Source organism: Cerasibacillus sp. JNUCC 74 (genome assembly GCF_053667775.1).
In genome coordinates this window covers 3675408-3695142 of the sequence record NZ_CM132207.1, presented here as the reverse complement: position 1 = coordinate 3695142, position 19735 = coordinate 3675408, and the positions used below count along the sequence as shown (strand labels likewise).

Annotated in this window: 17 protein-coding genes; 8 read left to right on the top strand and 9 right to left on the bottom strand. The window is 36.2% G+C overall.

Going from position 1 to position 19735, the window contains the following annotated elements; translation table 11 throughout:
- Positions 1–8 precede the first annotated feature (8 nt).
- From JNUCC74_RS16435 to JNUCC74_RS16420, 4 genes are all read left to right on the top strand, one after another.
- Positions 9–839, top strand: a complete 831-nt coding sequence (locus JNUCC74_RS16435) for a flagellar hook-basal body protein (RefSeq protein ID WP_454066141.1) — start codon at positions 9–11, stop codon at positions 837–839.
- A 513-nt stretch (positions 840–1352) separates the two neighbouring features.
- Entirely contained in the window at positions 1353–1703 is a 351-nt protein-coding gene (locus JNUCC74_RS16430; RefSeq protein WP_454066140.1) for a DNA-directed RNA polymerase subunit beta, read from the top strand.
- Between the two features lie 244 nt (positions 1704–1947).
- Positions 1948–2367, top strand: a complete 420-nt coding sequence (fabZ, locus tag JNUCC74_RS16425) for a 3-hydroxyacyl-ACP dehydratase FabZ (RefSeq protein WP_077318488.1) — start codon at positions 1948–1950, stop codon at positions 2365–2367.
- 244 nt (positions 2368–2611) lie between these two features.
- The gene (locus JNUCC74_RS16420) at positions 2612–2884 is read left to right on the top strand and encodes a hypothetical protein (protein WP_077318487.1); all 273 of its coding nucleotides are present in this window, start codon (positions 2612–2614) and stop codon (positions 2882–2884) included.
- 109 nt (positions 2885–2993) lie between these two features.
- On the opposite strand, the gene JNUCC74_RS16415 is transcribed toward JNUCC74_RS16420, so the two are convergent.
- Positions 2994–3185, bottom strand: coding sequence for a YjfB family protein (locus JNUCC74_RS16415; protein WP_077318486.1), 192 nt, complete (start codon positions 3183–3185; stop codon positions 2994–2996).
- Positions 3186–3501: 316 nt separating this feature from the next.
- Between JNUCC74_RS16415 and JNUCC74_RS16410 the strand changes: the two genes are divergently transcribed.
- The 3 genes from JNUCC74_RS16410 to JNUCC74_RS16400 all read left to right on the top strand — a co-directional run bounded on the left by JNUCC74_RS16410 (position 3502) and on the right by JNUCC74_RS16400 (position 9959).
- On the top strand, positions 3502–4014 hold the full coding sequence (locus JNUCC74_RS16410; RefSeq protein ID WP_077318485.1) for a competence protein ComK: 513 nt from the start codon (positions 3502–3504) through the stop codon (positions 4012–4014).
- Between the two features lie 2007 nt (positions 4015–6021).
- On the top strand, positions 6022–6879 hold the full coding sequence (locus JNUCC74_RS16405) for an efflux RND transporter periplasmic adaptor subunit (RefSeq protein ID WP_454066139.1): 858 nt from the start codon (positions 6022–6024) through the stop codon (positions 6877–6879).
- A 2-nt stretch (positions 6880–6881) separates the two neighbouring features.
- Positions 6882–9959 carry an efflux RND transporter permease subunit gene (locus tag JNUCC74_RS16400; protein WP_454066138.1) on the top strand — a complete coding sequence of 1026 codons (3078 nt, stop codon included), beginning with the start codon at positions 6882–6884 and terminating at the stop codon, positions 9957–9959.
- A 249-nt stretch (positions 9960–10208) separates the two neighbouring features.
- Here the strand turns inward: JNUCC74_RS16400 and JNUCC74_RS16395 are convergent, their stop codons facing one another.
- The 3 genes from JNUCC74_RS16395 to JNUCC74_RS16385 all read right to left on the bottom strand — a co-directional run bounded on the left by JNUCC74_RS16395 (position 10209) and on the right by JNUCC74_RS16385 (position 12956).
- Positions 10209–11201 carry a metal ABC transporter solute-binding protein, Zn/Mn family gene (locus JNUCC74_RS16395; protein ID WP_454066137.1) on the bottom strand — a complete coding sequence of 331 codons (993 nt, stop codon included), beginning with the start codon at positions 11199–11201 and terminating at the stop codon, positions 10209–10211.
- Between the two features lie 151 nt (positions 11202–11352).
- Positions 11353–12192, bottom strand: a complete 840-nt coding sequence (locus JNUCC74_RS16390) for a metal ABC transporter permease (protein ID WP_454067913.1) — start codon at positions 12190–12192, stop codon at positions 11353–11355.
- Between the two features lie 20 nt (positions 12193–12212).
- Positions 12213–12956, bottom strand: a complete 744-nt coding sequence (locus JNUCC74_RS16385) for a metal ABC transporter ATP-binding protein (protein ID WP_077318480.1) — start codon at positions 12954–12956, stop codon at positions 12213–12215.
- A 1457-nt stretch (positions 12957–14413) separates the two neighbouring features.
- On the opposite strand from JNUCC74_RS16385, the gene JNUCC74_RS16380 reads away from it, so the two are divergent.
- Positions 14414–14719: a hypothetical protein gene (locus JNUCC74_RS16380; RefSeq protein ID WP_077318477.1), complete on the top strand. Its 306-nt coding sequence runs from the start codon at positions 14414–14416 to the stop codon at positions 14717–14719.
- Positions 14720–15255: 536 nt separating this feature from the next.
- On the opposite strand, the gene zwf is transcribed toward JNUCC74_RS16380, so the two are convergent.
- The 5 genes from zwf to JNUCC74_RS16355 form a co-directional block, all read right to left on the bottom strand.
- The gene (gene zwf / locus JNUCC74_RS16375; protein WP_454066136.1) at positions 15256–16728 is read right to left on the bottom strand and encodes a glucose-6-phosphate dehydrogenase; all 1473 of its coding nucleotides are present in this window, start codon (positions 16726–16728) and stop codon (positions 15256–15258) included.
- A gap of 65 nt (positions 16729–16793) precedes the next feature.
- A complete protein-coding gene (locus JNUCC74_RS16370; RefSeq protein WP_454066135.1) occupies positions 16794–17237 on the bottom strand; it encodes a threonine/serine exporter family protein in 444 nt (147 codons plus the stop codon).
- A 135-nt stretch (positions 17238–17372) separates the two neighbouring features.
- The gene (locus tag JNUCC74_RS16365) at positions 17373–18119 is read right to left on the bottom strand and encodes a threonine/serine exporter family protein (RefSeq protein WP_454066134.1); all 747 of its coding nucleotides are present in this window, start codon (positions 18117–18119) and stop codon (positions 17373–17375) included.
- Between the two features lie 38 nt (positions 18120–18157).
- Entirely contained in the window at positions 18158–18859 is a 702-nt protein-coding gene (gene chbG / locus JNUCC74_RS16360; RefSeq protein ID WP_077318473.1) for a chitin disaccharide deacetylase, read from the bottom strand.
- A 131-nt stretch (positions 18860–18990) separates the two neighbouring features.
- Positions 18991–19713, bottom strand: coding sequence for a GntR family transcriptional regulator (locus JNUCC74_RS16355; RefSeq protein ID WP_454066133.1), 723 nt, complete (start codon positions 19711–19713; stop codon positions 18991–18993).
- Positions 19714–19735 lie beyond the last annotated feature (22 nt).

The window sequence follows — 19735 nt, the reverse complement described above, 5'->3', positions numbered from 1 at the left end:
AGATTAGCATGTCAAGAACAATGATCCAAGCTGCAGTTACAATGAACCAATTACAAAACAAGCTCGACGTGATCGGAAACAATCTGGCAAATAGTCAAACAACAGGTTATAAAAACAGGCAAGCTAATTTTTCCTCGTTACTGTTTCAACAAATGAACAATTTAACAGATCCTAGAAACGCAGAAGGCAGATTAACTCCGGACGGTATTCGTATCGGATCGGGAGCCAAGCTTGGGTCAATTAATTCCAATATGCAATTAGGCGCATTGCGAAACACAGACCGAGCGTTAGATACGGCATTGCTAGATGCAAATCATTTATATCAAGTTCAAGTAATTGAAAATGGAGTAACCGAGACGCGTTATACACGAGATGGTGCATTTTATTTAAGCCCAGTTAATAACAATCAACAAGTAATGCTAACAAACAGTGATGGCAATCCGGTTCTTGGTATAAACGGCCCGATAGTTATTGATGAAGGGTTTGATGATATTACACTCCTACCTAATGGGGAAATTAGAGTGACACGTGGAGCCACAACTGAAATAGCCGGGAGAATTGCTGTAGTTGAAGCAGTTCGTCCTCATTTGCTAGAAGCAACTGGAGAAAATTTATTCCGTTTACCTAATCTAGCAGAGCTCGGCTTTAATATAGCTGAAATTATTCAACCGGTGGGAGAGAACGAACAAATTTTAAAAAGTGGCACATTGGAGGCATCGAATGTCGATATGTCTCAAGAAATGTCAGAGTTAATTATGACACAGCGCGCCTACCAATTTAATGCAAGAACGATATCTATGAGTGATCAAATGCTTGGTCTCATTAATCAATTACGCTAAATATCAATTTATTCCTAGAAGAGGTAAAAGATCTGAGGCCGGTAGACGGTAACGTTCATGAAAACCATGTGTATCATTGCTGGAGTGTTCCTTATTGCTTAGGGAATTATACCATTTTTTCGTTGGGAATAATTTCTTTTGAAAAGTAGCTTCGACTAGCTTAAGCACTGAAAGCTGTAGCAAACTTCGAACTTCTTCCTATGATAAGTCTTGGGAAAAGCACTCCAAGAAATGAAGTTTCATTTTATCTCGTCAGAAGATCTCCAAGTTTGTACGTCGCTAACCAAGGGCTTCTAGCTTCTGTTCTGCTTGAAAACCCTGATTGTATTGCTGTTGAAGCTTACTCTGTGCTGTGATTCTGCTGACAGCAGCCTGTCCTGTCGAGTCGAAATTCAAGAGACTGTTACGAATAGCAGGGGATGCAAATTTGCATCACAGAGATTCATAAGCTATAAGGAATTCGATGTGTCATTTTACCGTAAACAACCTCTAGAAGTAAGGAGAAACAAAACTATGTTCCTAAACCAGAATCTCGTCAAGGGAAAAGGCTCTACCAAAGCTTTAGAGGAAGATGGTAGTAAATTAATCTATCGTTCCCAACAAAAGACTGATTCAAGCACTGCTAAATTACGACAAAGAAGTGAAAAACACCAAAGGCAGCAAGCAGGGACTACGAAAAAACGCCCGAGACTACGCATTTTTCCTATTTGGTTAAGGATTATTGTCGTTTCACTTCTATGTATAATTGCCTTAGTGATTGGACTAATGGTCGGCTATGGAGTCATTGGTGATGGCACGCCTATCGACGCTTTAAAAAAAGAGACATGGCAACATATTATAGACATTGTTACGAAAACAAATTAAGTAAAGCATCTAAGTCTAATGTCGACTCAGATGCTTTCATTTCAGTTACCATATCAATTTAAAGTAGAAATTTCATTCAGTGCGGGGAATCCTTCATCCTCCACTAGATGATAGTATCGCAAGGGCACGACCTAAAGGCCTCCCGAACGAATCGGAGCTTTTTAGGTGCCATTATCCCCCACCTTGACGTGGGAGTCTGACGGCACTTTAGATGCGGTATAAAACAAGAAAAGAGGCTGATAAAATGAATATTGAACAAATAAAAGAGATAATTCCTCATCGTTATCCGTTTCTATTAGTCGATCGTGTAACAGAATTAGAAGAAGGAAAACGAGTTACTGGTTTGAAAAACGTTTCTGCAAACGAACCATTTTTTCAAGGCCATTTTCCGGAATATGCTGTTATGCCGGGTGTTTTGATTTTGGAGGCGTTAGCACAGCTGGGTGCAATTGCCATGCTTGGCTTAGAGGAAAATAAAGGGAAAATTGGATTTCTAGCAGGTGTTGATAATTGTCGTTTTAAACAACAAGTTCGTCCTGGTGATCAATTGCAAATGGAAGTGGAGATACTTCGATTAAAAGGTCCAATCGGTAAAGGAAAAGCAGTTGCTAAAGTGGAGGGAAAAACTGCTTGTGAAGCAGAAATTTTATTTGCTATAAAATAAACTTTGCAGGAAGTTCAATATTTGGCGAAAATGCCATAGCTAATGTTTTTGTGGGTTAGGAAAATTTTTGTGCTAAAGTTAAGGTGACTTGAAATTTCCGGCCCTTTTTAAACCTTAAAATTAATGATTATAATTAAAAAAATCACTTCATCTTTCAACTTTAGGAAAAATTGGATAAAAAATTGTATGACTTCTTTCGATTTGGTTATGCTAAAAGCGAACGAATACAAAAGGAGGCATTACAATGAAATCAAAACTTCTTATGAAACTTGGAGCATCTATTTTAATGTTATCATTAATTGCTGCTTGTGCAACAAATGATGATCAAGGCCCTGCAGATAATAATGATACACCAGTAGAAGATCAGGGGGGTAACAACGATCGTCCTGCAGATGACAACGGCATGGATGGAAATGATAACGATCTCCAAAATGAAGAAGATAATACTGACACTGATAATAACGATGATAATATGATGGACGATCAAAATAAAGATAATAACCAAGGAAATCAATAATGGTTTGATTTTTTTCGTTCCATACTTAAAAGGGGCAGAACATACACAGTATGTTTCCTGCCTCTTTTTACGTTAAAAAGCATAAAATTTTAGTACTAAAGTTAATATCTTAACCCATTATATCGATCTGTCTGCCAAGCGTAGGATGAGTTATTTTAGAAACAGAGGAATCTACAATCATTTTTTGAAGCTGTGCGCCTTGAGTTTCCATAACTCCTAATGCATTTTTCATCACCGCTATACCTGCATTAGTTTGTATTTGCTGATTAGCTAAACCAATTGATAATGCAGCTATATCCATCCAAACATCAACTCCTTAATCCATTTAAAATTAGGTATAATTATAACATAGCATGACAACAAAAATTGAAATTGAATGAAAGCTTTCTGTAATTAAGGTAAAAGGAACTGCATATCCGATGATCATCCTCCTCAGTTTAGAGAAAGAGACGAGTAAGCAAAAATGATACGCAAGACAAGATGAATTACTTCCTAAATAAAAGTCTTTCATCATCTTTTAGTTATTGAAACTATTTGTCGTTAAGTAAAGACAAAGTATAGACAAAATAGTAGAATTAATGTTAAAAGTCTAATAATTACTAGAGGAGGAGACTAAGTTGAAGCAACGTATTACATCAGTGTATATTGTATCAGTAAAAACAAAAGCTATATTTTGGAGTGAATATACTTATTATCGTTCACTCATTTTAGAAGATGATGTACAAAGGAGATCATTGCATCGACCAGAACAAATTATTGATTATAGTTGTCTGTTATATGGATCTACCTTAGAAGGCAGGAGGATGGCTGTAAAAGACGTTTTACATTCATCCAGCAAGCTCCCAATTCCAGTAATACCAGAACAAGGTGTTTATATGATGCCGACAGCTTCTATTAAAAATAAAAGCAATGCTTGGATCGCTTATCACCACATATATCGATATGAAAAAAAGAATTCCGGCACATACGTTACGTTTTATGATGGGAGCGGCTGTTATGTAGAAATATCTTTAAATGCATTTGATCTACAATATAAACGAACAAGTCAATTAATCGTACATCTAAATCGCCCTGTTTTATTTGGACAATCCAGATTTCCTACAATGAAATTATTTCACCAGCATTTATAACACTGATAATTTTTACAGTAAGATAAAAAGGAAAATAGCAAGTTTTATAACCGGTATAAGTGAATTAACTTAACTGTTTTGTCTACCATAACCGATAAAGTATGAATCGTTATTTAGTACCAATAATTAAAAATGGTAATTAATCTTAAAGTATTTTTACTTGTTTTTCAGATGGTTCGCTTGTTATTATGAATACGTTTAAAAATACTCGTATCTATAAAAGATTAATATTACTTAACAAGTAGTAGTTAATCATGTAAAGACCGAAATCAAACAATAGAAACTAGAAAAGTAAAAGTGATCTTTATCGTTAGAAATACATCCTAAGTCGTAGTTAGTTATATTACCTTAGCCAGTTATCAACCAATGAGATATTCTATACAATAATGTTAGACATAACTGGAACAGATACGGAACTTATCGTTTTAAGTTAGAAGTGTATAAAACAAATGTACAGGTTAGTTTATTTCATTAAAAGTGACAATAATTAGGTCCATATGCACACTAAAACATAATTCAATTGTACTAGGTTTTTGGACTTCCTCGAATACGAAGTATTTCGCTTGTACATTACCTTACGTAACACCTCATAGTAGTTAACAGATGATAAGATTTAAAAGTTAAAGCTAGGTTCATTAGAAAATGCTAAAGCAGTCATGTTTGTAATTTGATTTTTTGCAGTTACTATTCTGTACTATAAATAAAGGAGAAACTTGTGTAAAATTAAAGCAAGCATGTAGTTGTCTAACTTAAATCTAAATCTAAGGTGCTGTCGGCAAGACCACTCCTTTAAAAGTTATAGAGAATACAAAAGTTTAAGTGAGATAACGGCGCCTAAATACCTGATTTGTTCAGATAAGATGAGCTTCGTGATAGGCATCCTTAAAAAATGTCCTACTTTTTTAAGGATGCCAGAGATTTTAGCCTTTTTTCTACTTTTATCTGTATGTGATGAAAGAAAGTCAACATTGAATGAAGTTTCGCTTTATAGCCATCGCCAGAGATATGGAAGCCTCACGAAGATGGATAAAACGAATGAGTGTAAAGGAGTCAATTTTCTACAGAGAATTAGGAATCACATTTGAGAGGAACAGGAAAAACCACCATGCGTACAATTTGGTCGTTTATAATTTATGTATTTCGTGAAACAAATTTTTAACCAAATACGTATATACTGATAATGAAAAAATGGGTTGAATTCAATAGAGGGGAAAAACGGTAGTTTCCTTACCTGTACGTTAAAAGCATATCTTTGAATTTTACTGTATACTAACAGACATATACATAAGAATGCTGAATACGAAGCCTATCAAGTTAGATATTTTAACTAAAAATATCCTACCAGAATAATCTTCAAGAGTTGGTAGCAATAGATCGCTTTCCAAGAAAATACATTAAATTTCAGCAGCAGCTTTTCTGAATGGAACCAAAATGACATTAATCCCTATACAGACACTTAAGTATATCTAAAAACATAGATGTATGTTCTTGTACAGGAAATGATATCTGTTTCAGCAGAGCTTGTGCTGTTAGCAAACTTCTATCTTCTTTTCTGGGATAAGTCAACATCGACTCCTCGTAGAAGTTTTCCTTTATCCCGGATGTAAGGATCCGTATTTTCTTAATTCAAAAATGTGCTAATGATGTTATGAACATGATGAGAAAAACGGCTCCTAAATCCCCGATTCGTTTAAGGGCCTTTAGGTCATATCCTTGCGGTACTAACATTCAAGGAGAAAAGCGCTCCTTGAATGAAGTTTCACTTTATCTCGCTTGAAGCTCGCCGGTTTGTACGTTGCTACACGAGGGCTTCTAGCTTTCGTTCTTCATCTAGTTTTATTTACTCAATTAGAATTAGATATACTGCTCGTTTTTGTGAAGGGTTAAAAGATAAATCTAGATTACATCATGGTTATGTGACAATTATTTGTGGCTTATCCAGGCTCTATAAAAGAATCCATTGGTGAAAAACATTACAATAGTAGATAAGAGAGGAGCATTATTTAAGTGAAAAAAATTTATTTTGGCTTAGTCATTATCGTCATAGCTTTAATGCTTACTGCATGCAATGAGGAAGATGATAAAAAGGTAAAAAATGAAGAACGTGTTATTCCTGTTGAAACAGAGAAGATAAAAGAAGGAGATATTGTTATTGAAAAAAGCATCTATGGCAGGACAGAACCCAAAGGGGCCATGCCCGTAATGGTGCAAAACCCAGGTGAGGTTGATCAAGTAGAAGTTAAAACTGGGGATAAAGTCGAGAAGAATGATCCAATTGCAACCATTCAATCTCCAGCTGGTAAGCAAACAATTCGTGCTCCTAAAGATGGAAAAATAACTCAACTTAATGTTAGCGAAGGAGAATTGGCTTCCACCGAAGATCCGATAGCGATTATTGCTGATTCTGACTCGTTAAAACTGACCTTTACCGTTACGGATGACGATCGTGATTTGCTAGAGGTAGAGGATGAGTTTGATGTATCCATTGATAATAAAAATTATAAAGCTAAGATAACATCAGCTGATGCAATGCCAAACGACACTGGATTATATCCAATCAAGGCAACCGTAAAAAATAAAGGAAATAAATTACTACCTGGTATGATAGCAAAATTACAAGTTCCTGAAACAAGAATAAAAAAAGCGTTAATCGTTCCTACTCAAGCTGTTGAGGAAGAAGGAAATGAATCGTTTATCTATGTGGTAAAAGATAATAAAGCGGTCCGTACTGTTGTTTCCATAAAGGAATCTCAATCGGACCAGACAGCTATTGAGGGAGACTTCAAAGTTGGTGATACAGTTATCGTAAAAGGACAACTATCTCTAACGGACGGTAGTAAGGTTAAAGTTGTGAAAGGGGAATAAACTTGAAGCTAATTAAAACATCTGTAAAACGTCCAGTAGGCGTTATTATGATAGTCCTTGCAATACTCGCTCTCGGTGCAGTTTCATTGCGCAGCTTAACTGTTGATCTTTTCCCCAAAATAGATCTCCCGGTGGCTGTGGTGGCAACATCATATGAAGATGCAGCACCACAAGAAGTTGAGAATCTAATCAGTAGACCGATTGAGTCGGCAGTGAGCACTGTAGAAGGGATAGAAACAGTCCAATCTCAATCTCAGTCAGGCTCCTCCTTAGTTATTATGATGTTTAGTAACGGAACAGATTTGGATCAGGCTTTACTTGATGTCCGAGAAAGTGTTGACCAAGTAAAGGGGATGTTGCCTAGTCAAGCAGGCGATCCAAATATTATGCGATTTAATCCTGACCAACTGCCGGTGATATGGGTTGGGTTGACTGGAGATGACACAGCTTCCCTAACGGATATAGCTGATGATCAATTGGTGCCATTTTTTGAACGGCAAGGTGGAGTGGGATCTGTCAGCGTCGAAGGTGGTAAAGAAAGAGAGATTCAGTTAGTTCTCAATGAAGCCAAATTACAGCAATATGGTGTTACAACGCAAACAATTATTCAATCATTAAATAGTAGCAATCAGTCAGCTTCGGTTGGGACAGTTGAAAAAGGTGATAAGGATCTTCAACTGCGTGTGACTGGTGAATTCAAGTCGATGAAAGATATTAAACAAACGCTTGTTCAAACGGAAGCAGGAGCTACTGTACAAGTAGAAGATTTAGCAGAAGTAAAAGATGCTTATAAAGACGAATCTGGGTTGACATTAGTAAATGGAAAACCTTCTGTAGTTCTATCGATACTTAAAAAGACCGACAGTAATACGGTTGAAGTAGCAACAAATATTAAAGAAAGTATGAAAGAGATAGAACAGGATTTGCCAAAAGATGTTCATTTAAATGTAATTATAGACACATCAGATTTTATTCAAATGTCCATTGATTCTGTGGTGCAAAACATTTTAATCGGTGGCATCATATCAATCTTTATTTTGTTGTTATTCCTAAAGAGTATTCGTGCAACCCTTGTAATAGGCTTGTCGATTCCTATTGCGATCATTACCACTTTCATTTTAATGTACTTCACAGGAGAGACATTAAATATTTTAACCTTGGGCGGGTTGGCATTGGGATTAGGAATGATGGTGGATAGCTCAATCGTTATTCTGGAGCATATTTATTCTTATCGCCAACAAGGATACAATTTAAAGGAAGCAGCGATTAAAGGAGCGAGTGAATTGGCTCCTGCTGTAATTGCTTCAACAACAACTACATTGGTAGTATTTCTACCGATTGTTTATGTAGAAGGAATAGCATCTGACATGTTTACACCACTTGCATTAACCGTATCTTTTTCATTAATTACTTCGTTGGTGGTAGCTATCACATTAGTCCCGATGCTTTCTTCCAAGCTCCTGCAAAAAGCAATAAAAGATAGTGGCAGACGTTATTGGTTTGATCGCTTCTTAAGTTGGTTAACGAATGGCTATAGAAATAGTTTAAAATGGGTGCTTGGTCATCGAAAAACAACTATTTTTGCAACCATTTTAGCGATTGTTGCCAGCTTGGCGCTTACACCATTTATCGGAGCGGAGTTTATTCCTTCTGCTGATCAAGGGCAATTAGAAGTACGTGTGGAAACTCCTCCAGGAAGTTCGTTACAACATACAGAGAAACTTGTTGAACAAGTAAACAAGGAATTAAAGGAATTTACGCCATTGATTGAAACAAATTATGTAAATGTTGGCAGTGGAACCTTCACTTCCGGAGGAGGAATTAGTAATAGTAATCAAGCAATTTACACGATTCAACTCATTCCTTCTGGAGAACGCGAAAAAACAACCGTCGATATTGTTAAAGAGATGGACAATAAATTAAAAGAGATTGCCGGTGCAGAAATAACCGTTAATTCCATGGACTCAGGAATGAATATGGGTGATCCGATCCAGATACAATTAAACGGACCAGAACATGAATTGTTAAGGGAGCTTGCTGGTGAAGTTACTAAGGAAATTGATGATGTAAATGGGGTTTATAATCCGGAAACCTCTGCATCGGAAGGTGTTCCACAACTGAATATTGAGATTAATCAAGACCGCGCTGCCATGTATGGTTTAAATCATGAACAGATATTGGGACAAGTTCAAATTCAGTTTACTGGTCAAGTAGTTACACAATATCGAGAAGATGGTAAAGAAATGGATGTTACATTAATTTACCCTAATGAACAGCGTAGCAAAATAGCCGACTTGCATGATATGAAAATACAAACTCCACAAGGTACAACTATTTCACTAGATGAAGTAGCAGAATTTAAGCAAATGAGTGGACCTGTTAGTCTACAACGAGAAAATCAGCAGCCACAAATAAATGTGAGCAGTCAAGTTGTTGACCGTGATTTAGGAAGTATCACAGCGGATGTGGAATCCGTATTAGATAATATGAACTTTCCGGAAGGCTATAGCTATCAAATTGGGGGACAGGCGCAAGATATGACAGAATCATTTACAGACCTTGCAATTGCGCTAGTTTTCTCGATTTTCCTGGTCTATGCAGTAATGGCTGTTCAGTTTGAAAACTTCTTATTCCCGTTCATTATTATGTTTTCAATGCCAGCAACTGTTATTGGAGTAGTGCTTGGGTTATTTATCATGGATATTCCGTTAAGTATACCTGGCTTTATAGGAATAATTATGCTAGCGGGAATTGTCGTTAACAACTCGATTGTGTTAGTAGACTATATTAACCTTTTACGGCGAAAAGGAATGGCGCGTTATGAAGCAATATTAGAAGCTGGGAGAAGCAGACTCCGTCCAATTTTAATGACAACTTTAACCACTATTTTAGCTATGGTGCCATTAGCTCTAGCATTAGGTGAAGGTGCAGAAATGCAACAGCCATTAGCAGTAACGATTATTTTTGGTCTGGGTATTTCCAGTATATTTACATTGTTATTAATTCCAGTAATTTATACGTTGTTTGATGACTTAACTGCAAAGTTCACAAGAAGAAACAAAGGAAAAGAAAAAGCATAATTAAAAAAATCCCCTTAAGGAAAACAGATTTTTATTTTTTAATCTGTCTACCTTAAGGGGAGCATATCACAAAATTCAGGCGAGGATGTTTTTAATAAAAGTGATATAGGTTAAGGTATTCGTTGCTAACGATAATACGTGAATAAAGCTAGTGTTGGCATATTATGAAGTAACTCGGTACACAGGAGTATGTTTTCCTGAACAAATCTCCAAGAAGTAATATATTTATAATGGGCTGAAATGTTTCAGCTATTTTTTACTTGTTAGTCCTTCATAAATCTTATCCATGTTATATTGCAAGTATTTAACATACGTATCTCCTTCTTCGCCAGGTTTACCAATTTCATCTGAGTAGAGTTCGCCATATATTTCAACCCCGGATTCTTTTGATACAGTCTCCATCGGCCGTGGATCTACGTTTGTTTCCACAAATAAGACGGGTGGATCATGTTTTTCAATAAACTTAAGCAATGAAGTGATTTGTTCTGGTGAACCATTTTCCTCTGTATCAATAGCCCAAATGAATCCTTCTTTCAATCCATAACGTTTTGTCATATACTGATAAGCTTGCTCACTTGTAATAAACACGCGATCTTCTTCAGGAATTTCATTGATTTTAGTTTTATATTGTTCATCAATTTCTCTTAATTGATCCAAATATTTTTCGGCATTTTCTTTATAATGCTTTTTATTAGCAGGATCAATTTCGACTAAAGCATCACGTACATTTTCAGTCATTTGTATGCCAACAATAGGATCTAGAAACGCATGGGGATTAATTTCCTCCGCTTTTTTATCGCCAGAACCTGATGTTACATACATTGGTTCTACCCCTTTTGTCAGTTCAAAGGCATTATTCCAATCTTGACCAACCGATTCCATCATTTTTGCAAACCAACCATTTTCGCCACCTTCTAAGTTCAGCCCGTTATAAAATAAAACATCAGCATCTGTCGCAGCTTTAATATCTTCTGGAAGTGGTTCAAATTCATGCGGGTCGGTTCCTGTTGGTACAAGATTATGTACGTCAACACGATCTTTACCGATTTCCTTAACCATATCCTCAAGCAACGTAAAAGAGGTTACAGCGAGAATTTTATCTCCTTCCCCAGTTGCTTCTGTATTTGCTTTACTACTTTTGCTTGCACTATCTTTCGTTGTTTCATTATTTCCACTTCCACATCCGGCTAATACAATGAGTGTCATCAATAAGACAGCCATTAATTTAATAATTTTTCTCATAAAAACAAATTCCTCTCCTTTAATGATAAATTATATTTTACTATTTTTAACATATAGAACATTTAGCCCGTATCTAATGTATTGAAAAACTCCCCCTTCCCGAGTTATAGAGAATAACACATAGTGATTGATTAAGGAATATAACACTGCGTTAATGTTCCATAGCAGTACGCGATTCTCTTGATCGTAGTGACCGCCATAATACTCCTTGTTTTGGAGAAAAAATAAAGACTAGGATAAATAAAGCCGTTGCAGTTAAAACAATGACAGCACCAGATGATAAATTATGTTTAAAACTAATATATAACCCTATCACTGACGACAGTGCTCCAAAGAAGGAAGAGAATAGGAGCATTAACCAAAAACGATTTGTTAATAAGTATGCAGTCGCCGCTGGAGTAATAAGCATTGCAACAACCAGTACAACTCCTACAGTTTGTAAAGACGCAACAGTTGCCATTGTGAGTAACACCATAATCCCATAATGAATTAATTTCGTTGGTAATCCATAAGCCGCCGCCATTGTTTCATCAAATGTACTTATTAATAATTCTTTGTAGAAGGCAGTGACAGCGAAAATGATAATTCCACTTGTAATCAATGTCATAATCATGTCCGAATTTCTGATTGATAGCACATTACCAAATAAAATTTGGGTTAAATCTGTAGCCGTTTGGGCCTTTGCTATAAGGATAATACCTAAAGAAAAAAATGCTGTAAAAACAATTCCAATTGAAGAATCACTTTTGATTCGACTATTCTGACTGACAACTCCGATACCAATAGCTGTTAATATTCCAAATGCTACAGCACCGTAAAAATAATTGATTCCAAGCATGTATGAAATGGCTACACCAGGAAGTACAGAATGGGATATAGCATCTCCCATTAATGCCATTCCTCGTAAAATGATAAACGAACCAATAATACCGCAAATGATTCCTACTGCAATAGAAGTTATTAACGCCTTCTGCAGAAATTGATAATTCATAATATCGGTTATAAAATCCACTATACCTCGACCCCCATTTTATGAAGTAAATGAAAGTCCATTCTGTATGCTCTTGTCATTAATTCAGGTCGGATCACTTGCTGTACAGGTCCAGATTCAATCAATTCTTTATTCATTAAAATCAATTCATCAAAATACTCTTTCACTTTTGTTAAGTCGTGGTGTACAACAAATATGGTTTTCCCTTCATCTCTTAAAACTTGTAAAATATCAATAATCATTTTTTCACTAGCAACATCAATCCCTACAAAAGGTTCATCCAAAAAGAAAAAGCTTGCTTTTTGTGCTAGTGCCCGCGCGATAAATACTCGTTGTTGCTGTCCACCTGATAATTCTCCAATTTGAGTTTTACTGTAATTTTGCATTCCGACTTTTTCCAAGCAGTGATATGCCCACTCTTTATCAGATTTTCTTGGTTTCTGAAATAGTCGAAGCTTCGGATAAGTTCCTAATAGTACTGTATCTCGAACTAAAATTGGAAAATCCCAGTCAATGTTACTTCGTTGTGGAACATAAGCAATATTTTTTTGGCTCTCCTTGATTGATTTACCACAAATTTCAACTCTTCCACTATCACGTGGAACTAATCCTAATACAGCTTTCATCAAGGTGGATTTTCCAGCACCATTGGGACCGATAATTCCTATTAGATTACCAGTTTTAAAGGAGAAAGAAACACCACGAACTACTTCTTTTCCATAATAGGAAACACTGAGATTGCTAGCATTTACGAAACCATTCATTATTTCACACCCCCACAAATATTAAACTATCAATAAAAATTTTACTCATTTCTATTATTTTTACCTAATACAAAATTTATTAACAATAGTCTACTACATAATATTTTGTTTGTAAATAAGAAGGGATGATTTATCTTTCATGCTTTTTAGATACAAATCAAGGAGAGATAAAAGGCAAGGGGGAATCAATTGTCCATAAAATCTTTTACTAAATTAACTATGGAAATAAAAAGATAACAGCAAATCCAAGGCTGGTTTTAGATGATTGGTTCAAATACTTCACTGAAATAGCCTGAAGATCGAACATATTTATAAATCTGTAACAAAGCCGCAATTTAAATTACATAAAAAATAAAATCTAGTAGAGTGGAGTAAGTGTGAAATTAATCGAAACAGTTAAGTATGTAGATTAGAAAGGGAATTGTGAAGACAATCCAAACGATAAAATACCGAATTAATCTTTATCCCGAATGTAAGGAACCGTATTTTTCTCAATTCAAAAATGAGCTAATGATGTTACGAATATGAGAAAAACGGTTCCTAAATCCCCGATTGGTTTAACTTTTTTAGTAAGAGTTGGTGGGTTGGGAAATTCAGGTTTCATCCGTAAAAGCATATTGGAATTTAACGTGAACATGAGGTTATAAATCTTATGCGATTTTTTGTGTTGTTTGTAGTCATTAAACAGCAGATTGTTAATAAGTATGCCTGTTAAAAACCATATAAAAAATAAATGCCAAGGCTCTAGCAATACAAGCTTTGCCTTGGCATTATCTTTCATTTTCAAGGAGGTCATATGCGTTTCTTGGCATTGTGGATAGTCTGTTTCGATAAGTAGCTTCGTCTAGCTTAAGCACTCGTGCTGCTTACAAACACCGATTTTCTTCTTGTGATAAGTCAACATCTCCTCGAATCTAAAGGAAGGCTGACTAAAAGCGGGCTTGCCGTAAAGCGTCGGCATCTTCTGTTCTAGAGGCACTCTTTTCTTTGTCGTGTCAGAAGATCTCCAGTTTTCGTTGCTTACCGGGTGCTTCTAGCTTTTGTTCCTATAAAACTTTAGGCTTTACCCCGCATGTAAGGTGCCGTAAGACTCCTGCTTCAAGATCCTTTAGTTGATACAAAGGGTCAAAGTGGGAGAAAACGGCACCTAAATGCCCGATTGGTTCAAGGGCCTTTAGGTCATACCCTTGTGGTACTAACATTTCGTGTAAAAAGCATTCCACGGAATGAAGTTTCCCCTTATCATATAAGAAAAACGACAGCTTTCGTATACAGACTTGGCGACAAAGCTTAAGTTTTTCTAATTTAAGTATTACGAATTTAATCATCATAAGTATGGAGTATAGACAGGATTTGTCCTACACGTGAAGTAAAGCATGATTTTATAGTAATACAATATGTTTTAATTGAGCAAAATAGGATAAATTATAACTGAAATTAATTTGGAGGTGAAGTTGTTGTCCATATCACAAATTTTGAAATGGATTACAGGAATTTTTGAAGGTTTACTTGGTTTTCCTATTCTTGGAGGAGTATATATTGTTTCGAATTTATATACACCATTATTTGTTATGCTTATCCTTCATATCATTACATTAATTTTAACGAAGAGAGACGAAGGAGCAAGTGCAGGCAGTATTTTAGGGATTATTACATCCTGTATAGGCTGGATTCCGATTGTAGGAATGATCATGCATATAATTACAGCAATTGTATTAATTATTACTGCATTTATGCCGGACAGAAGAAGTTGGATTTCTTAAGGCTATCCTTGTTGACTAGGAAATCATGATGGATATCTTTTTTGAAAGTAGCTTTGTCCAGGTAAGCGCTCAATCTGTAGTAAACGTAGTTAACCGAGCATTTCTAGCTGTTTTCTTTTCGATAAAAGGTATAGGTGGTTGTGCAATAGTAAAGTATGGATAATTGGTAGCTGCTTTTATGAAAATTGGGATGTTTAAGCAGAATTTATCCCGCATGTAAGGTCCGTAAGTCTACCACTTCAAGTGAGAGAAAACGGTTCCTAAATCCCCGATTGGTTCAAGGGCCTTTAGGTCATACCCTTGTGGTACTAACATTTTTGGGGGAAAAGCATTCCATGAAATGAAGTTTCACTTTATAGAATAAATCAAGCAACAGCGACTTTCTTAAGATGAATCAGCCTTTACATTAAACTTTTATTAAAATAAAGCCAAGGCTTGTCACAATTGATAGCCTCGGCTTTTTAGATGGCAGTAGGATTTTTCTCTGAACATCAATTATAAATGGAGAAGGTGAAAGAAACTTTCACTACTTTATCTTAGTCTAAAATTGGCCACCAGTGGAAGCCGTCTTTTTCTAACAGACGATTTGCTGCTTCAGGCCCCATGGAGCCAGCTGGATAGTTAGGGAAGTTCGGTTCTTTTTTCGACCAAGCATCCAATACAGCATCGACAAATTTCCAAGAGTAAGCCACTTCATCCCAATGTGTGAAATTCGTTGTATCGCCAATAATACAATCATAAATCAATTTCTCATACGCCTCTGGTGTATTGATACCATCTATGCTACTGTGCGTATATGATAATTGTATAGGTTGAGCAATTGATCCTACACCTGCTTTTTTAGCATTCAAATGAAGTGTGATTCCTTCATTTGGCTGAATATTAATGACCAGTAAATTTGGATGTTTTTCTGCTCTATGCTTATAATAAAGATTCATTGGTATATCTTTAAATTCAACGACAATTTTAATTGATTTTTCTTTCATTTTTTTACCAGTTCGAATATAAAAAGGTACTCCAGCCCAGCGGTAATTATCTATCATGACTTTTCCGGCAACATACGTTTCAGTAGTCGAATTCTCTAATTCCGGGGCTTCTTCCCGATAGCCTTTTCCTAAGCTGCCAGGACCATATTGACCACGGACAAAATAATCATCTACTTGTTCATGCTCAACAATTCGCATAGCACGAAGCACTTTTACCTTTTCGGAACGAATTTCATCCGGGGTAAGTTTAATGGGTGGTTCCATTGCTAAAAGAGCGACCATTTGCAGCATATGATTTTGTACCATATCTCTCGTGGCGCCAGACCGATCATAGTAACGAGCTCGATCCTCCACACCTAACTTTTCACTGGAGGTTACTTGAATATTAGAGATAAATCGGTTGTTCCACAAATGTTCAAATATTCCGTTTGCAAATCGAATTACCTCAATATTTTGTACCATTTCCTTGCCAAGATAATGGTCAATTCGATATATTTGATCTTCATCGAATGCTAAACGAATTTGACTATTTAATTCTTTAGCTGATTCAAAATCATGTCCAAAAGGCTTTTCAATGACTAATCTTGTCCAACCGGCACCATCCTTCAACCCATTCTGTTCAATTTCTTTAGCGATGGATCCAAAGTATTCTGGCGCCATTGCTAAGTAGAAAATACGATTGCCATCTGTCTCATAGTGCCCTTCCAACTCATGTAGTAAAGTGTTTAAATGATTGTAGGAGGAAGTATCAGTTACATCAAATGGCTGATAATAAAAATGGGATGCGAAAGCTTGCAAATCATTTTCTTTCTCTTGATCAGCTACTTGAACAGACTCACAAACTTTTTCTCGAAATATATCATTCGTCCATGGACGGCGAGCAAGACCAATTACAGCAAAATCCTTACCAATTTTTCCACTTTGATAAAGACGATAAATGGAAGGGAATAATTTTCTTTTAGATAGATCCCCTGTGGCTCCAAATATGACAATAACAACGTTTGGCTTATCTATAGTTTTCAATAAAACCCTCTCCATCTGTAGTGTATTAACAAAACTATCATATAAGGTTAAAAACGGAAAAGCAACTATTCGGGACGCAACCAATTCCATGTTTTCTTCAGCAACTGATTAGCCACTTCGGAAAACATTAATCCGATAGCGATCCCGCCAGCTAGCAACATAACCTTTGCTGAGAGCTGAACAGCGTTGTAGTAATCATTTTCCACAAATTTACGCATCGCATCATAAGCCATGCCCCCTGGTACTAGTGGAATAATACCTGATACATTAAAGATAATAATCGGTGTTTTATATAATTTTGCGCAAAGCTGACTCAGAACAGCTACTAGCATGGAACCGAAAATCGTAGCAGGAACGACATCCATTCCTTGGTCGGTTAAAATATAATAGACAATCCAACCAAACATACCTACCATTCCACATTGAACTAATGTATTTTTTGGAGCATTAAAGATAATGCCAAATCCAAGAGCAGCAATAAAGCTTGTAATAAGTTGAGCAAGTACCATTAAGATCAACTCCTATATTTTAGTACATACTCTAAAAAGTCAAGGACAAAGTACAGCATTGATGATAAATTAGTTCTATTTAGAAATAACTGTATGGAGCTATATGTGTCTCATCTTAGAAAAATAACTTTCCATTTAGATAAAGGCGAAAACTACAGCAACGCCAGCTCCAATTGCAAAAGCTGTTAAACATGCTTCCACACCTTTGGATACGCCAGATACAAGGTGACCTGCCATTAAGTCACGAACAGCATTTGTAATATGCAGCCCAGGAACGAGCGGCATCACTGCACCAATAATAATTTTATCCATTTGTACACCTATTTTATACTGAATTGCTAGTACAGCCATAACAGCAATAATAAATGAGGCAATAAATTCAGCAATAAATCGAATTTCTAATAACCTTTCAAACCAGATCATCGCTGCATAACCAGCTGCACCAGCAATAGCAGATGGTACGAAATCACTCCACATGCCACCAAACATTATGGTAAAGCTACCACTTGCTAAAGCAGCAGCAACAAGCTGTAACCAGAAAGGAAATGTTTCACTTGAATGCTGTATCCCTTTTAATAGTAATAGCGCTTCTTTAACATCAAGTGCTTGAGCAGTTATTTGTCGCGAAATGTGATTGACATCTGCAATTTTTTGTAAATCATTAGAGCGATTGGAAATTCTCCGAAAATAAGAAGCCTCTCCTTCAGTAGAAAACTGAATTCCGGTAGGTGTAGCATAACTTTCCGCATTTTCGAGGCCAAAAGCTGTAGCAATCCGGCTCATCGTATCCTCAACTCGATATGTTTCAGCTCCATTCTCCAGCATGATTTTTCCCGCCAGTAAACAGACCTTTGCAATTGTTCGTGAACTATTATCGCTCATCTGCTTCCCTCCGTTCGCCGTTAAAATAAGTGAGTTTGTTAACTGTTCAAGCTTTTCACCCAGTTAGGCATCTTTAAGGAGCAGAGTAAATCTAATTCCTCTTTTCGCTTATCTGTGTAGGAACTTATTTTACGCAAACCATCATCTACAAAGCCGGGATGAGTCATCACTTCTACGCTATTTGCAGAAAGATGTTTGAGCTTTGAAAAAAGATCTTCATTTACACCGTCCCCATAAAAATCTAACCAAATGTCCTCCGTTAATAAAATATCTGGCTCCGATCGCAATGATTTTGTAAAGCGAACGGGTACATTGTATTTTTTGGCTAGTTGAATCATTACGGGCTTTAATGGCTCCCAACCGTGAACATGATGGTGACTGTCAATATGGTGAAGTGGTAAACCTACTGATAAAAAAGCTTCTAATTGGGTCTGCCACTCTATTTTTATTGCTTCTATATCTGTAGCTAGAAGCTGGGAGTCTGGGTTAAATTTAAAAAAGCCATCTCGGTCTGTTAACTCTGTTACATGTTTGTTCATCGGTTTTCCCCATGTTAACACAAGATGGATTCCAACCTTGAGACTAGGGTGCTTTTTCGCTTGGGTTACAGCGTAATCAGTAGCATTTCCATTCATCATTAATGTTGTGGACTGTACAATACCATCTGTATGAGCTTTTATAATACCATCTGTGACCCCTTTTGTTAATCCAAAATCATCTGCATTAATTAAAATTTTCAATTTTATACCTCCCTAATTCTCTCTGATTTAAAAAACCTTAAAAAGCATGGGCGAAAAAGACACGTCGAATGATTTTTTGCTGTGCTTATTAGTGGAGGAAGAAAAGCCCATCCATGAATAAAAATTTTACGCTATAAAGGATAATTTCGTTCAATTACAAAGTTTGTTTTGTCTCCTCTAAAATAGGCACGGGAATATTCTATTTTTTCTTTTTTATCATTTTCAGCAATTGTTTCAATATGAAAACAAGGTGCGTTTAATTCGCAATGAAGATGTTTAGAACAGCGTTCATCGGCAAGTGTTATTTCAATATGCTCGATGGTTTTTGCAATATGCACATTAAAATCATCTTTTAATGCTGCATAAAGCGATGTTTTGGCTTGTTTTTCCGTTATCCCGGGCGCAATGTTCCAAGGAATATAAGAAATTTCATACTGAGTTGCATTTCCATTAGCCTTTCGCACTCTGTCAATTCGTTGGATCGGATCATTTAAAGTGACATCCAGCTGATTCACTAAATAATCATCTGCAGGGATAACAGTAATAGCAATTACCGTTATTTCAGCTTCTTTACCTTGTACAGCAACTTGATCACTATAGCGTTTGACTGTTTGGGTTAATGTTTGTTTTACTTTTTGATCCGCTACAAATGTGCCTTTTCCTTGTTTACGCACCAAGTAACCTTCAAGTGTTAGCTGGTTTAAAGCAGTTCTAACCGTTGTTCTGCTTACGCCAAAATCCTTGCATAATTCAAGCTCTGGAGGGATCTTATCGCCAGGCAGATATTTATTAGCTTTAATTCGATTTAATAATTCTTCTTTAATATATGCATGTAAAGATTTGTTTTTTTCCATTATTGTTTCCTTTCGTAGTTAT